Genomic DNA, 14,327 nt, shown 5'->3' with positions numbered 1-14,327 from the left:
CGACGCGTGGAGCGCTTTCCGGCTCGAATGCGCTCGCCTACGCTCGGCGTCATGTTCAATCACGACGCCCTGCCCTCCGAGCACGCGCTCCGTTATCTCAAGGCGCACCTCCGGAGCGTCCCGGATTTTCCGAAGCCCGGGATCCTCTTCAAGGACATCACGCCGCTCCTCGCGGATCCGCGGGCGCTCCACATCACGCTGGATCTCCTGGCTCAGCGCTTCGTCGGCGAGCACGTCGACGTCGTGGTCGGCGTCGAGTCCCGGGGCTTCATCTTCGGCGGCGCGCTGTCGGCCCGGCTCAACGCCAGCTTCGTGCCCGTGCGCAAGCCAGGCAAGCTCCCGGCCGCGACCGATCGCGTGGCGTACGCGCTCGAATACGGCAAGGCAGAGCTCGAGATGCACAAGGGCTCGATCAGGCCGGGGGCGAGGGTCCTCATCGTGGACGACCTGCTCGCGACCGGCGGCACGGCCTCGGCCGCGGCCGAGCTCGCGCGCAAGCAGAGCGGCGAGGTCGCCGGCTTCGCCTTCGTCGTCGAGCTCGATTTCCTCGGCGGTCGTGCGCTCCTCGCGGAGCGCGCCGGCGACGCGGCGCCGGTCTTCTCGATCGTGCACTTCGCCGCGGGCGAGTGAGCGTTCACTCCTGGCCCACGCCGACCTGCAGCTTGCGCGCGACGGTGCGGCTCGCGGTCGTCGCCCGGGTCGGCCCGCCGACGGGGAACGTGATGACGACCGCGCCTGACCCGCCCTTGGTGATGCCCCCGCCGTGCGCCCCCACCAGCTTCCCCAGGCTCGCGGCATCGAGCGAGGCGCCAGCGCCGCGCAAGGCGTCGATCGGCCCCACCCCTGGCAGCGCGGCGAGCGCCCCTCGATCGACCGCCGACATCTCGGCGAAGAGTCCGGACGCATAGACGAGCGCCGTCGCCGCCGTGGCCGGATCCGAGCCGCGGAACCAGGCGCCGGCGTCGTGGTAGGGCAGGTGCGCGCAGCGCGCGTACAGGGCGCCCATCGCCGCGGCGGCCGCGTCGGCCATGCGATCGCCGAGCGCGACGAAGCGCGCCCGGTGCGCGGGATCGAAGTATGCCCGCGCGTATCCGCCGGAGAAGCGCGCGGTGATCGCGCGCCACGACGGAGAGCGCCTTGCCTCCTCCGCATCGAACCCGGGGACGATCTCCACGGCCCCGTCGGTGATCGCGGCGAGCTCGGCGTCGGCGCCAGCCGTCAGCTTGCCCTGCGCGATGAGCGCGCCGAGCCCCACGGACTCGGCGGTCAGGGCTGCTGGTTCCCCGGCGCCGGCGGCGAGCTCCGCTGCAGCGGCGCCGCGCGGCATCGCCAGCCAGAGCTCGGCGACCCAGCCCGCGAGCTCGAAGGGCCCCATGGAAGCGCCGGCGTAGATCCGCTTGCGCGCGGCCTCGCAGGTGCGCGCGTTCCGCGCCGCATCCTCGCCGGCGGTCGTCTCCGGCTCTGTGGGCGAGGCGGCCGGCGCCTCTCGCGATCGGAGCATGCGCGACGCGAAGAGCGCGCCGACGACCACCAGCGCGAGCACGCCGACGGGGATCACGAGGTGCCGCGCTGGCCGGACCCGGGCGGCCGGCGCAGGCGGCACGAGCGAGCTCACCGCGCGGTGCGCCTGAGCGAGCCGCCGCGCGATGTCGGACGCCTTACGCGTGCGCAGCTCTTGTGGCAGAAGCGGCCACTGCTCGACCAGCTGCTCCAGATCGATGGCCACGGGCGCACCGCGCCCACGCAGCGCGATCTGGCGTCCCTGCACGCTCACCGAGCCCGATGTTCCAAACAGGCCCAGGGCCTCCTGTACAGCCGCCTCGATCTCCCGCGCGCTGGGGTCGTCCACGATCGCAGGGTAGCCGGATTTGCCGCCGGCATGCCGCCGCTTCTTCACGCCGCCCGGCCGTCACGGTCGCAGGCGCGGGCGGCGATGGAAATGCCGCGGAGGGCCGGCGGACATGGCACATTCCCGCGCGTGCAGAAGACGCGCGTCTACCTGTCGCCGGGCATGTTCGGCTTCGCGACCCTCGCCTCCCTCGAGTATTTCGAGCACTTCATCCGCGCGATCGAGGAGCGGTTCCGCGATCGCGGCCGTATCGTCGAGATCCACGTCTGCGAGGTCCACCCGACGGCCTCCATCCTCCGCCGGGCGGCGAAGCTCGCCCGCCTCGTGGACGAGAGCGCCGGGGACGACGACGGCCCCATCCACATCGTAGGCCACTCGACCGGAGGCCTGGACGCTCGCCTCGTCGCTTCGCCGACGGCGCGGCTCCCCGGGAACGCTCACCGCCGGCTCGGCTGGACGAGCCGGCTGCGGTCCGTCACCACCATCAACACGCCTCATTTCGGCACCCCGCTCGCCGCCTTCTTCGCCACGGTGAGCGGCCAGCGCCTGCTCTACGCCGTCACCGCGCTGACGGTGGCCGGCCTCAAGCTCGGCGCGCCGCCGCTCGCGGCCGCGTCGGCGCTGGTCGCCGCGTTCGGCCGGGCGCAGCTCGGCTTCTTCGAGATCGAGCTCATCGATCGCGCGGTCGAGAGCTTCATCCGCGTGCTCGACGACGCCTCGAGCCGCGAGCTGCGCGCCTGGCTGAAGCTCTTGCGCGACGACCAGGGCGCCATCGTCCAGCTCATGCCCGAGGCGATGGATCTGCTCCACGCCGGCCTCGAGGACCGCGCGGGCTTGCGGTACCAGAGCGTCGCGACGTACGCGCCACGCAACGCCGTGCGCGACTGGGTATCGGCGCTCCGGTCGCCGTGGGGAGCGATGTCGGCTGCCATCTTCACCGCGCTGTCGAACATCACCGCCCGCCTGAACGAGCACTACCCTTGTCGCTCCCATGACGGCTCGATCGAGCAGAAGCTCGCGCGCGTGCTCGGGGAGCTGCCGCCGCCGGACGCCAACGACGGCGTGGTCCCGCTGGCCTCGCAGGTCTGGGGGGAGCTCATCTGGGCCGGCAAGGCCGACCACCTGGACATCGTCGGCCATTTTCCGGGCAAGGGCGGGCACATCGACTGGCTGGCGAGCGGAGCCCGCTTCAATCGCCTGCGCTTCGACGCGGTGCTCGACCGCATCGTGACCGGGATGGTGGCCGGCGAGCAGAGCGGCCTGACAGAGCACGCGGCGGCGCCGCCGCGCCCGCTCGCGGAGGCGCGCGCATCGGAGCGCGGCGTGGACGTGGGGCAGAGCAGCGCCTCGACGAGCTCGGGCGGCGAGCCCGCCGCGTGAGCCGCGGCGGCGCGGCGCGCGCGCTCGATCTGATCACGGCGGAGCTCGTCGAGTGCCGGCGCTGCCCGCGGCTCGTGGCGTGGCGCGAGGACGTCGCGCGAGAGAAGCGGCGCGCTTACCGGGACCAGACCTACTGGGGCCGCCCTGTGCCGGGCTTCGGCGATCCGGATGCGCCGCTCGTGATCGTCGGGCTCGCCCCGGCGGCGCACGGCGGGAACCGCACCGGCCGCATGTTCACGGGCGATCGATCGGGTGACTTCCTCTACGCGGCGCTCTATCGAGCGGGGCTCGCCTCGCAGCCGACGAGCACCTCGCGCGACGATGGGCTCTCGCTCCGGGGCGTGTTCATCACCGCCCCCTGCCGCTGCGCTCCCCCGGACAACAAGCCCACGATCGCCGAGCTCGCGGCGTGCCGCGGGTGGATCGACCGAGAGCTCGCGGCGCTGCATCGGGCGCGCGTCTACCTCGCGCTCGGCAAGATCGGCTATGACGCCGTCGCCGCGCTCGCCCGCTCGCGCGGCGCGTCCGCGGGGGATCGCGCGGAAGCTCACCCACGCCTCCCGCCGTTCGCGCACGGCGTGGAGGCGGCGATCCCCGATCCGCGCGGCGGCGCCAGGGCGGCGCTGCTCTTCGGCAGCTACCACGTCAGCCAGCAGAACACGCAGACGGGGCGGCTCACCGGCGACATGTTCGACGAGGTCCTGCGCCGCGCCGTCAGCGCGGCGGGGCTCCGCGCCCCTGAGCGATCCGGACGTTAGTCCTGCTTCGAGAGGAGCTTCTGCAGATCGCCCGACTGGAACATCTCCGTCAGGATGTCGGAGCCGCCGATGAACTTCCCGTCCACGTAGACCTGCGGGATCGTCGGCCACTGCGAGTAGTCCTTGATGCCTTGGCGCAGCGATGGATCGGACAGCACGTTGACGTCCTTGAAGTCCACGCCGCACTTTTTCAGGATGTCGACGGCTCGCGCCGAGAACCCGCATTGCGGGAAGGTCTTGGTGCCCTTCATGAAGAGGACGACGCGGTTGCTCTCGACGGTATCCTTGATCGCCTGGTGGATGTCGCTCATGGCTCGTTCCTGATCTCCCGCCGCGAGCGGGATCGCCCATTGTTCAATCTACACAGAAGCGGCGCGTGACTGCCGGGCCGCACACCGTGGCGTGCCGGCGGGGCTCGCGACGGGACCGCGCTGGGCTCGCCAAGCAGACCACGTGACCGCTCCGCCCCGCGCGGTTGTGAACGGGGTTTCTGGTGTCGCCCTCCGCCCGCGTCAACTGGGCTGGAGCGCCGCAGGGGTCCGATGGACGTCTGCAGGGACCAGTGGTTCCTCGGGCGGGTGCGCTGACGGCTTGGTGCGTCTTCGCAAGGGACGGGGGCGGTAGGCGGCGCCGGCCAGGCTCAGCGCATCGATCGGGGGGCTCGACGGCCACGGCCGTGCGGGGACACGGCGGGCGATCGACACACCGCACACCGCGCGCGCCCGCCCGCGAACGCGGAAACGTCGAACGCTGGTCGACAACGTGCTCCAGGACCTGTGTACCCAGGCCGCGGCGATGCCGCTTTCCGCTCGCTGAACGCGCATCGTGCCATCTGCACCGCAGCGTCTGGCCTTGCGCCGCCAAGTCGTTGTAGAACACGCCCCCACCTCGGCCGTCTTACCGACCGTGACCAGCGGCGGTGAGCCGCCGCGGGTGCGGCGAGCGTCCCATTGTCGCGGCCTCACTCGCACAACCCTGAAGGAGCCTCGTATGCGCTTGCACGTCCTCATCCCAGCGGCCCTGCTCGGCCTCGCGCCCCTCGCCTGCGGCGGCAGCGACCCGGAGCCGAACAACCCGTCGCAGATGCAGAACCAGTACGGGGCGTCAACCCAGTACCCGCCCGGACAATACCCGCCCGGACAGTACGGTCAGCCCTCCCAGCCGGGCCAGTACGGCCAACCCACCCAGCCGGGCCAGTACCCGCCGCCGGCCACCACGACCCCCACCCCGACGCAGACGACGCCGACCGCAACGGGCACGAGCACCGGCCAGGCGACCCCGATCGCGCCTGCCGCGGTCAGCGCAGCGACCCCGGTCCTCACCGCCATGGCGGCCTCCGAGGTCCAGGGCATGCAGCCGGAGGGCGGCGCGTTCGCCGGGCAGTTCCAGGACGGCCAGACGCTCGAACAGCCGTTCAATATCCAGCCGGGCAAGTGTTACTCGGTGATCGGCGTGGGCCTCGGCGTCCAGGAGCTCAACCTGCAGATCGTCGCGCAGCCCGCGCCGATGCTGCCGCCCGTGGTGCTCTCCCAGGACAACACCACGGGACCGAACGCCACGCTCGGTGGCAAAGGCTCTTGCTTCAAGAATCCGCTCCCCGTGGGAGGCCCCGCGAAGGCCGTCATGACCGTCCGGGGCAGCGGCCTCGCCGTCGCCCAGATCTACGTGAAGTAGTCGCGTCCCTGCGGGCCGGCGCCGTCTGCCTCACGCATCGAGGCGCGGCGCCACCGCTCGCGCCTCGGGCCCTCCGTCGTACGTTTGCCCCTCCACTGTTCGCCGAGGGAGATGCAAGGTACACTCCAAGGGTGAGCTTGCCTTGGAAGTACTCGGCTCCCTGGATCGCCATCGTCGGACTGGCGTCCTGCTCTTTTCGTATGGCCGATGAGTCGACGGGCGGCCCCGATATGCCCGGGGACGCCGCTCGACCCACCGTCCTGGCGTTCGAGGAGGAAGGTACGCTCCAGCTCGTGCCAGGGGAGCTGCGCACGGTCTGGGTCACGGGGCAACCGCCGGCGCCCTACGAGGTGAGCTTCACCCTCCTCGGCGAAGCTGCAGGTGCATGGGTCGACCGCACGACGGCCGTCGCGGACGAAAATGGCAGGGCCTCGGTTCAGCTCCACGCGTCGACCCTGGGAAGCACGTTTCGGCTCCGCGCCGCGACGAAGGGCGGGCCGTCCGCGGAGCTCGGAGTTTCGGTGAGCGCGGAGGGCTTCGGCACGCTCCGCGTCATCCCGGTCTACGAGGGGACGCGCGTCGCGGAGGACTGGACGGCGAGCGTCGTCGCGGAGGCCACCTGCGAGGAGATCGCAGCCGCTGCGCCCGAAGCACCCGTGGGCGCGCTCGTGGCGCACGGCGGTCCAGACGAACCGGTGGTCGTCGAGGGCGCGCCTGTAGGGCCGAGCCTTACCGTCGCTCTGCACAGCGGTCGGATCGTGTGGGGTTGCGTGAGCGAACGCGAGCTGCAGGCCGGCTCCGCGCGCGACGTCTGGGTCCCGATCAAGGACCTGCCGATCGATATGGCGGCGACGCGTCTCGACACGAAGCTGACTTTCGTGACGGCGGAGGGGCTGACCGCGATGCTCGAAGCAGCGACCGAGCAGCTGCTCGACGCATTCTTGCCTGCCGGCGCGGAAGCCGCGTCCCTGCTCGACGCCATGCAGCGCGCGGCGCCGCCGGACCAGGCGCGCGCGTTTGCCGCGCAGCGGATCGAGCGTGACTGGGACGCTGCAGCACAGGCGCACCTCGCCGCGCTCCCGCTCCCCCTGCGCGACAGGTGTCGTGGATGGGCGCGTACCGGGCTCGCGGGTACGCCGCTCGCGCTCGACGGCAAGCTGAGCGGCGTGGCAGACATGCAGGGACGCGCGCTCTTCGAGGCGAGCTGGCTCGGCAGCGTGACCTCTGACAACGCGAGCGTACCACCGGCACATTTCATGTCATGGACGGCGGATCCCGGCGACGTGCTCCGGCTCGCGGGAACGCTGACGTGGTCGCCAACCCGAACCATCGGCGGAGTGACCGGGCTCGGGGTCGCAGCGGAGGCGGCCGCGGAGTCCGTCCCCGCAGCGCTCGCCGCTGCCGCAGAGTGCCAGGCGCTCGGCGAGCTGCTCGGCGGCTACTCCGACTGCACGAGCGACTGCATGGCGATGCTGTGCGCTGGCGGGCTCACGCTCCTGTGGCGCGCTGGAACCGAGGCATCGGAGACGGCCGGGATGATCGGCGAGATCGTCGTGAACGCTTCAGGCCCTGCGCAGCTCAACAGCTCCGCCGCGCCGATCGCATGGACGGCCGACTGGCTCGGGACCATCCGTTACGGAGAAGGCGAGGAGGTCGGCGTCGAGGGACGGGTGAACGCCGTTTCGCCGGAGTCCATCACCCACTAGCGGATCATCTGGCGGCGTCCTTCGGCTCGCAGCGCAACCGCCACCTCCGGCCCGTTGCGCGCTCGGTCGCAGCGAGCGGGATCGCGCTGGCGCCAACGTCGTTCTGCTTCTCGGGTGCCTTCGAGAAGGCGCCCTGCAGCCTCACCGCCATCGCCTCGACGCACGCGCTGCCTGGATCCAGGCGAAGCCGGAACTCGGCGCCGTCGACGGAGGGAGCGCTTCCGCCGACGTCGAAGCTCGGCGAGCCCTCCAGGCTCGTGTCGAGGAGCCAGCCGTCCTGACCCGGAGCACAGCGCTCGATCCGTGTATCCGCGAGGTCCTTGCGGCCGAGCGGCACGGCCTCGCCGAGCGCGCCGGTCTCGCGGTCGATCGGGAGCACGTGCCAGGAGCCGGCGCGCACGCCAGGGTCGGGAGCCGCCGAGATGAGCAGGCCGACGCCGCCGCCCAGCGCACGCCGGACCAGGCGCGGAGGATCCACGCCGTAGCCCGTGCGGCCAGGGCGGTAATAGGTCGCCAGCTGCCGCGCGATCCCGAGGTCGGCGCGCCACAGCGCCACGACGTCATACGAGCCGCCGGGCGTCACGAAGAACCACGTCTCGCCGAGCCGCACGGCGCCGTTCGGAAACGGCCGGAGGAAATTGCCGGCGCGGCCTGCGCTGTCGCGCAACGGAAGGATCGGCAGCCCTTCAGAGGCTGCGAACAGGCTGCATCCGGCGCCCCGACACACGTGGGTCAGCGCGGCCCGTCCGCCAGGATCGAGGTACGCGCCCCAGGACGCCGCCCCCTGAGCCACCACCCCGAGCGCCTCAGCGGCCGACGCCTCATCCGACCAAGGCGAGGCGCTCACGCCGCTGGAACGCACCCCGCCATCCGGGTCGAAGCGATCGTCGAAGCGGAGGAGCCAGCGCCCGGCGCGCGCCCAGTCTGCGCCTCGCTTGCCCCATGCGTAGGCGCGCATCGTCACGATGTCGTACGGAGCCCCGTTATCGAGGCCGATCTCGTCCGCCCCACGCTTGGGCGGGGGCGTGTTGCGGAAAGGAGCCCACGGCGACGTCGGAATCTCCGTCGACGCCGAGCGCGTGACCGACGAGGCCGGGCGCGCTCCCTCGGCGCGCGCGGAGGGCGCGGCGGGAGGCTTGTCCGGCAGCGGTGGCGTCGAGGAGCCGAGGGCCTCGCAGCGCATCGCGATCGGGCTCCCCGCGCGGAGCGGCGTCTGGAGCACCGGCGGCGGCTTCGCCTCGGCCAGATCGTCCGGCAGCGCCGTCTTGCCCCAGCCGACCCGGATCCAGCCCCTGAAGACGCAGCCGACGGGGCCGCACGCGCGCGTCCTCGACGCCGCGGTGTCGTCGTCCCGCTCCGGCAGATCGAGCGAGCGCCAGGTCATGCCGCCGTCCGTCGACTCGGCGGCGCGCTCGCCTTCTCCGAGGGAGAACGCGAACCGCCCAGACAACAGCGCGCCCGTGCCGTCCTGGCGCGGCGCCCCCGCGGTCAGCTTCCCGCTCTTCGCGTCGATCCGAACGCCCACGATCGGGCCGCCTGCCTCCACCCAGCCGCCGATGACGCCGGGCTCACGCTCCTCGAACCCTTCGATCCACATACCGCGCTGCAGATCGCGCGCGGTGCTGCGCGGCTTGGGCGGGAGGATCAGCGGGACGGTCGTGACGTCGCTCCCCTTGAGCAGCGTGAGCTGCCCCGACGCGTCGAGGCGAGGCGGCGAGAGGACGGCGATGCGGCCGTCGGACAGCGCGACGACGCGCTCGATGCCGACGTCTCGCGCGGGCGCGCGGACGTGGATCTCGCGGGTGCGCCCGTCGGCAGCGACGACGCAGTACGCACGCCCGGCACGCACCGCGCTGTCTTCGCTGCAGGAGCCGCGGATCACCAGCGCGCCGTTGCCGCTCGCGACCACGAAGCGGGGCTCGTCGAAGCGCATCAGCCGGCGCATGCCGAGCGGCGGCTGGAAAGCGTACAGGGTCGTCGGCCCCTCGCGCTCGCCGCACACGAACCCGAACGACGCCCCCGCGCGGATCGCATGGCAGGCCGCCTCTCGCTCCGGATAGGCGTCGGGCGCGACGTCGATGACCGCCCCGTCGCGCAGCGAGACGCGCGCCAGGGCGCCGCCGCGAGCCACCACCGCGGTCGTGCTCGAGTCGGGCCACCCGTCCTCGACCGCGGCGCGGAGCGGGCGCCTCCCGAGAGGCCCCTGGGCGCGCGCCGGCGGCTCCAGCACGTCGTCGGAAGCATCCAGCGTGCGGTACGTCACGCCGCCGCGCGCATCGACCGCGTAGAGCCCGCTCGCGGTCATGACGGCAGGATCGCCGCCGACGACGGCGACAGAGGTCGGCCGCGCGTCGATCTCGACCTCACGCCAGGTGGCCCCGGCGTCGAACGTGACGAGCAGGCCGCGCAGATCGGCCTCGACCAGGGCGCGCCATCCGTCGGCGAACGCGATCTGACCGTACGTGCTCGCCGGTGGGAGCGGGCCGAGCGGCATCGCCGCGCCCGTCTGCGCGTCGATCGCGAGGAGCCGGTGGCTGTGCGAGAGCCGAGCGTAGAGGCGATCGAACCCCGCGAGGATCTCGTTCGCCTCCGACGGCAGCTGGACGAGCGGCTCGAGCGGGGCGAGCCACGCCTGGGCCCGCCAGAGCTGCGCGCTGCCGCGGCTCGACGCGTGGAACAGGTACCCGCCACCCAGGCGCGTCGGCAGCTTGAGCGAGGTGACCTGACCTGACGGCAACAGGTCGGCGGCGCGCTCGAGCGATCCGTCGTCGTGCGCGACGACGCGCATGCGATCGATGAGCACCCGCTTGGCCCCCGCCTCGCTGGCCACCACGCCGCGCTCGCCGACGAGATCCGGGAGCAGCCGCGATGGAGTGACCATGGTCACGAGCGCCCCCTGCGAGGATCGCCCGCCCGGAGCCGGGCGCGACGCTTGCCCGGAAGCGCTGCGATCGCGCGACGCCGGTCCTCCGGAGGGCGCCATCGCCGCCTGTCCACCGCACCCTGCCGCGCTCGCGCAGAGGAGCAGCGCCATCGTGGAGCGCCGCGCCGCGCCCGGCATCCGCCGAGGAACCGGCGCGCGCAGCCGCCCGTCGGGCTCACTCATGACGGACGATGCTAGCGCGGCGGTCCAGGCGCCGCACCGTCCTTGCGGGCGCCCACGCCAAGGTTCAGCCGCGGCTCGCGTCGTGCGTGTCTGCAGCGGCTGGCTCACGCCGGTCGCGCATCGCACGCCCAGCGCCGGAGCAGCCGCTGCACGCGCGGCTCCGGCGACGAGGATCTCCGCTCACCGATCGGACGACGGCCGACGCGCGTTCACTTGCCCTTCGCGGAGCACTGCATCGCGCACATCAGATCGCCGACCGCGCACCCGCAGCCGCCGCGCTTCGCGGGGGCCGGAGCGGCCGGCGTCGGGGCGGCCGCAGCAGGCGACTGCTTGCCTGCGGTGCTGCCGCCGGTGCTCGGTCGCGACGAGGGCCTCGTGCTCGGACGCGCCCCTGCTGCCGTCGGCGTGGCGCTCGGCGCGGCGCTCGCGACCGGCTCTGCCGTCGCGGTCGCCGACGCCGTCGCCGACGCGGTGGGCGCCGGCGCTGGCGCCGTGTCGAGGGGCGCCGTCGTCGCCGGCGCGGCGGCCGTGGGCGGCGCGGTCTCGACCGCGGTGGGAACCGGCGTGCTGCCCCCGCCCTTCATCAGGAAGAAGACACCTGCGATCGCGATGCCCGCGATCGCGATGCCCGCGGCGATGATCAACGGGGCGCGGTTCTTGGAAGGGGCCTCGCCGACGTTCGGCGGCGCGACCGACGGCGCTCGCGCCGTGGTCACGATCGGCGCGCTGAGCTGGAACAGGCCGCCATCGTTGGCGACGATGCTCGCGACGGGCGACGGCGCTCGGACGCCAGCTCCCGACGCGAGGGCCTTCAGGTCGATGAGGCCGGAGTCGTCCGAGGCGCTGACGGCCGCCCGCGCCGGGGCCGGAGCGGCGGCCTTCGCCGTGAGGGCGCTCAGCGAGAACAGCATCGAGTTCTCGTCGCGCTGGCCAGGCGCGGCGCCGCTCTTGAAGAGCGGAGCGCTCGTGGCCACGTCGTCGGAGCTGGGCCGGTGCGCCTCGACGCCCGGGCTCGCGCCGAAGAGATCCTGCGTCGGACGCGCCGGATCGCGACGCACCGCCGCTGCTCGAGGAGCGGCCGCCGCGACCGACTCGGCGCCCGGGGAGGTCTGCCCGAGGGCCGCTCCCCCGCTGGGCACCGACGTCGACTGCACCGGCGCCGCCTCCTGCGCGGCCACGGAGGCAGGAGCGCTGCCTGCATGCAGGGCCGCGACGATCGTGTCGATCTGGCCGAGCGGCTGCCAGTCGGCCATGCCGTCCGCCCAGACGTACGTCTCGGCGTTGATCACCCCCGACTGGTAGCTCGTGACGATCTCGGCCAGCGCCATCGAGCGCTGATCGCCGTCCGCCACGTTGACCAGGTACGTCGTCCCGTCATTCGGAACGCTCGTGCCGGAGACCGGATCGGCGAGCCCGCCGTTGGTCGTCACGCCCGAGCTGTTCACGAGGATCGTCGCGCCGCATTTGCGGCACTTGATCTTGACGGTTCTGCCTTGGACCTTCTCGTCCGAGACGGTGTATTTCGACTGACAGGACTGGCAGGTGATCTTCATTGGGGGCTGGCCCGCTGGGGTGTAGTGCCGGCGAGGCGTCGCGTAGAGTTTACCTTGATGCCGCGCCGGTGGCCCGCTCTCTGACGTGCCAGTCGCGCGTCTGATCTCGCAGCTCCGCTTTACGATAGCCGAGGTCGTCGTCCCTTCGTAAAGCACAAAGGGACGGACCTCCGACGGGACCGTTGTCGGGGTGCGGCGCAGCAGCGCGCAGGTCGGGCTCCGGAGTGCGACCAGCCGCCTGGCGCCGCTCAGGCGCCCATCCGCGCGGGGAGGCGCCTCACACTCGACGCGCCCGCGCGACCGACGCGCCCGCGCGACCCGTGATTGCTGCCGTACTGCGAACCTGCGGTGTGGCGGTGTGAGCTCGCGGCGCGGCGCGGTGAGGCCTCGCGGCGCAGAGCGGCAAGGAGGCTCCGTCAGGCGTCGCCGCGCGCGGAACCGAGCTCTTCCAGGGCGGGCTCGTCGGTGACGACCGGCACATCGTCGACCGGGTCTTGCGGCTCGGCGCTCTCGCTGTGCCCCTGGGCCTCGTGGCTCCCCACGTGCTCCCCGTACGCCTGCAGCTTCGAGTACAGGCCGCGGCGGCTGATCCCGAGCACGCGGGCGGCGCGCTGTTTGTTGCCGCGCACCGCCTCGAGGGTCAGAAGGATGAGCTTGCGCTCCGCGTCCGCCAGGCGCGTTCCGACCGGAAGGCGCAGCACGAGCGGGTGCTCGGCCGCTTCGCCGGCGTCCCGCGACGGCTCGGCCTCGTGCGTGCCCGCCTCCCCCGGCCTCCGCGGCATCGAGGCTGGGCCGATGGAGGACGGCACAGGCTGCGCGCCGACGTGCGACGGCACGGGCTCGGAGGGAACCACCAGGTCGGCGGCATGAACGATCGGCACGGAGAGCGGCTCGGCCGGCTCGGCGGGGACGACCGGCGCCGCCACCCTCGCCGACGGGATGCTGTCATAGGAACGCCGGCCCGAGCGCCGCTCGATCCGGCCCTGGCCGAGCTGGACGTCGTTGGCCGAGACCAGCTCGTTCGAGGCGAAGAGCGCCGTCTGCTCGATGACGTTGCGCAGCTCGCGGACGTTGCCCGGCCAGTCGTGCTCGGCCAGCCGCTCGACGGCGGCGTCCGAGAGGCGGCGGGCCGGGGTGCCGTAGCGCTTGGCGAACTTCAGCAGGAAGCGCTCGGCGATGGGCAGGACGTCCTCCCTGCGCTCGCGCAGCGGGGGCAGCGTCACCGTGAACACGTTGAGCCGGTAGTAGAGGTCCTCGCGGAAGACGCAGTCGTCGACGAGGTCGAGCAGGTCCTTGTTCGTGGCGGCGACGACGCGGACGTCGGCCTCGATCTCCTTGCGGCCGCCGACGCGCGTGAACCGGTACGTCTCGAGCACGCGGAGGAGGCTGACCTGCACGGCCGCGTCCATCGTGCCCACCTCGTCGAGGAAGACGGTGCCGCCCGCCGCCGCCTCGAACTTGCCCTCCGCGGCCGCGAACGCGCCGGTGAACGAGCCCTTCTCGTGGCCGAAGAGCTCGCTGCCGATGAGCTCGCGCGGGATCGCGCCCGTGTGGACCGGCACGAACGGGCCCGCGCGGCGGCGGCTCCGGTTGTGGATGGCGCGCGCGACGAGCTCCTTGCCCGTGCCGCTCTCGCCGACGATGAGCACGGGGGCCATCGTCGCGGCGACGCGCTCGATGCGGGTGAAGACCTCCCGCATCCGCAGCGAGCCGCCGATCATCCCCTCGAACACGAGCTGCCCATGGAGGGGATCGTCGTCGTCGAACTCGGTCGGCGGCGACGAGAGGAGCTCGCGCACGAGCAGCACGAGGCGCGCCGGATCGAGCGGCTTCTGGAGGTAGTCGGCCGCTCCCAGCTTGAGCGCGTCGACGGCGCTCGTGATCGACGCCGCGCCGGTGACCATGACCACGTGGGGCGGCGGCGCCTTCGGCTCGGGCCCCTCGAGCTCGCCGGGCGAGAGCCGGCGCATCAGATCGACCCCCGTCATGCCCGGCAGGTTGAGATCCGTGACGAGTACGTCAGCCGGCGTCCGCTGGTGGATCTCGAGCGCTTGCTCGCCGCTCGACGCAACGACGACGTCGAGGCCTTCATGGCGCAGGACCGCCTCGAGGATGGCCGCCTGGTCGGGCTCGTCCTCGACGAGGAGCACACGGCCGTGATGGCTGTGGCTCCGATGCGGCGAGCGCGCTTGTCCGCGCGGAATTGCAGCTGAAACTGCGTTCGGTCCCAAAGCTTCCCTCCCAGCTCGGCGGACGGACGGCTCGGCCCCGTGCGAGTTGAAACGTGCCGTTAAACTTGTA

The 14,327-nt window shown here is 72.7% G+C and carries 10 protein-coding genes; 5 read left to right on the top strand and 5 right to left on the bottom strand.

Translation table 11 applies throughout. From position 1 onward, the window contains the following. The first annotated feature begins 27 nt into the window (after positions 1-27). Entirely contained in the window at positions 28-630 is a 603-nt protein-coding gene (locus tag WMF39_RS16540) for an adenine phosphoribosyltransferase (protein ID WP_437746456.1), read from the top strand. Positions 631-634: 4 nt separating this feature from the next. Here WMF39_RS16540 and WMF39_RS16535 read toward each other — a convergent pair whose 3' ends face one another. After that, positions 635-1,849 (bottom strand): hypothetical protein, encoded by a 1,215-nt coding sequence (locus WMF39_RS16535; RefSeq protein ID WP_437746455.1) that lies wholly within the window; start codon positions 1,847-1,849, stop codon positions 635-637. 129 nt (positions 1,850-1,978) lie between these two features. On the opposite strand from WMF39_RS16535, the gene WMF39_RS16530 reads away from it, so the two are divergent. Together WMF39_RS16530 and WMF39_RS16525 are read left to right on the top strand one after the other, a co-directional pair. Beyond that, on the top strand, positions 1,979-3,229 hold the full coding sequence (locus WMF39_RS16530) for an esterase/lipase family protein (protein ID WP_437746454.1): 1,251 nt from the start codon (positions 1,979-1,981) through the stop codon (positions 3,227-3,229). Next, on the top strand, positions 3,226-3,987 hold the full coding sequence (locus WMF39_RS16525; RefSeq protein ID WP_437746453.1) for a uracil-DNA glycosylase: 762 nt from the start codon (positions 3,226-3,228) through the stop codon (positions 3,985-3,987). The genes WMF39_RS16530 and WMF39_RS16525 overlap by 4 nt, the downstream gene beginning before the upstream one ends. On the opposite strand, the gene grxD is transcribed toward WMF39_RS16525, so the two are convergent. Then, on the bottom strand, positions 3,984-4,298 hold the full coding sequence (gene grxD, locus WMF39_RS16520; protein ID WP_437536647.1) for a Grx4 family monothiol glutaredoxin: 315 nt from the start codon (positions 4,296-4,298) through the stop codon (positions 3,984-3,986). The two genes, WMF39_RS16525 and grxD, sit on opposite strands and share 4 nt — an antisense overlap. A 679-nt stretch (positions 4,299-4,977) precedes the next feature. On the opposite strand from grxD, the gene WMF39_RS16515 reads away from it, so the two are divergent. Together WMF39_RS16515 and WMF39_RS16510 are read left to right on the top strand one after the other, a co-directional pair. Continuing rightward, complete coding sequence (locus WMF39_RS16515) at positions 4,978-5,661, top strand: hypothetical protein (RefSeq protein ID WP_437746452.1); 684 nt, start codon at positions 4,978-4,980, stop codon at positions 5,659-5,661. A 131-nt stretch (positions 5,662-5,792) separates the two neighbouring features. After that, the gene (locus WMF39_RS16510; protein WP_437746451.1) at positions 5,793-7,367 is read left to right on the top strand and encodes a hypothetical protein; all 1,575 of its coding nucleotides are present in this window, start codon (positions 5,793-5,795) and stop codon (positions 7,365-7,367) included. Between the two features lie 4 nt (positions 7,368-7,371). On the opposite strand, the gene WMF39_RS16505 is transcribed toward WMF39_RS16510, so the two are convergent. The 3 genes from WMF39_RS16505 to WMF39_RS16495 all read right to left on the bottom strand — a co-directional run bounded on the left by WMF39_RS16505 (position 7,372) and on the right by WMF39_RS16495 (position 14,176). Further along, the gene (locus WMF39_RS16505; RefSeq protein ID WP_437746450.1) at positions 7,372-10,473 is read right to left on the bottom strand and encodes a hypothetical protein; all 3,102 of its coding nucleotides are present in this window, start codon (positions 10,471-10,473) and stop codon (positions 7,372-7,374) included. A 209-nt stretch (positions 10,474-10,682) separates the two neighbouring features. After that, entirely contained in the window at positions 10,683-12,026 is a 1,344-nt protein-coding gene (locus WMF39_RS16500) for a zinc-ribbon domain-containing protein (RefSeq protein WP_437746449.1), read from the bottom strand. 416 nt (positions 12,027-12,442) lie between these two features. Further along, positions 12,443-14,176, bottom strand: coding sequence for a sigma-54-dependent transcriptional regulator (locus WMF39_RS16495; RefSeq protein ID WP_437746448.1), 1,734 nt, complete (start codon positions 14,174-14,176; stop codon positions 12,443-12,445). Positions 14,177-14,327: the final 151 nt, after the last annotated feature.

The organism is Sorangium sp. So ce1504, assembly GCF_051521635.1.
In the GTDB taxonomy this organism is placed as follows: domain Bacteria; phylum Myxococcota_A; class Polyangia; order Polyangiales; family Polyangiaceae; genus Sorangium; species Sorangium cellulosum_B.
The sequence above is the reverse complement of the archived record's forward strand: the minus strand, read 5'-3'. Positions and strand labels throughout refer to the sequence as shown.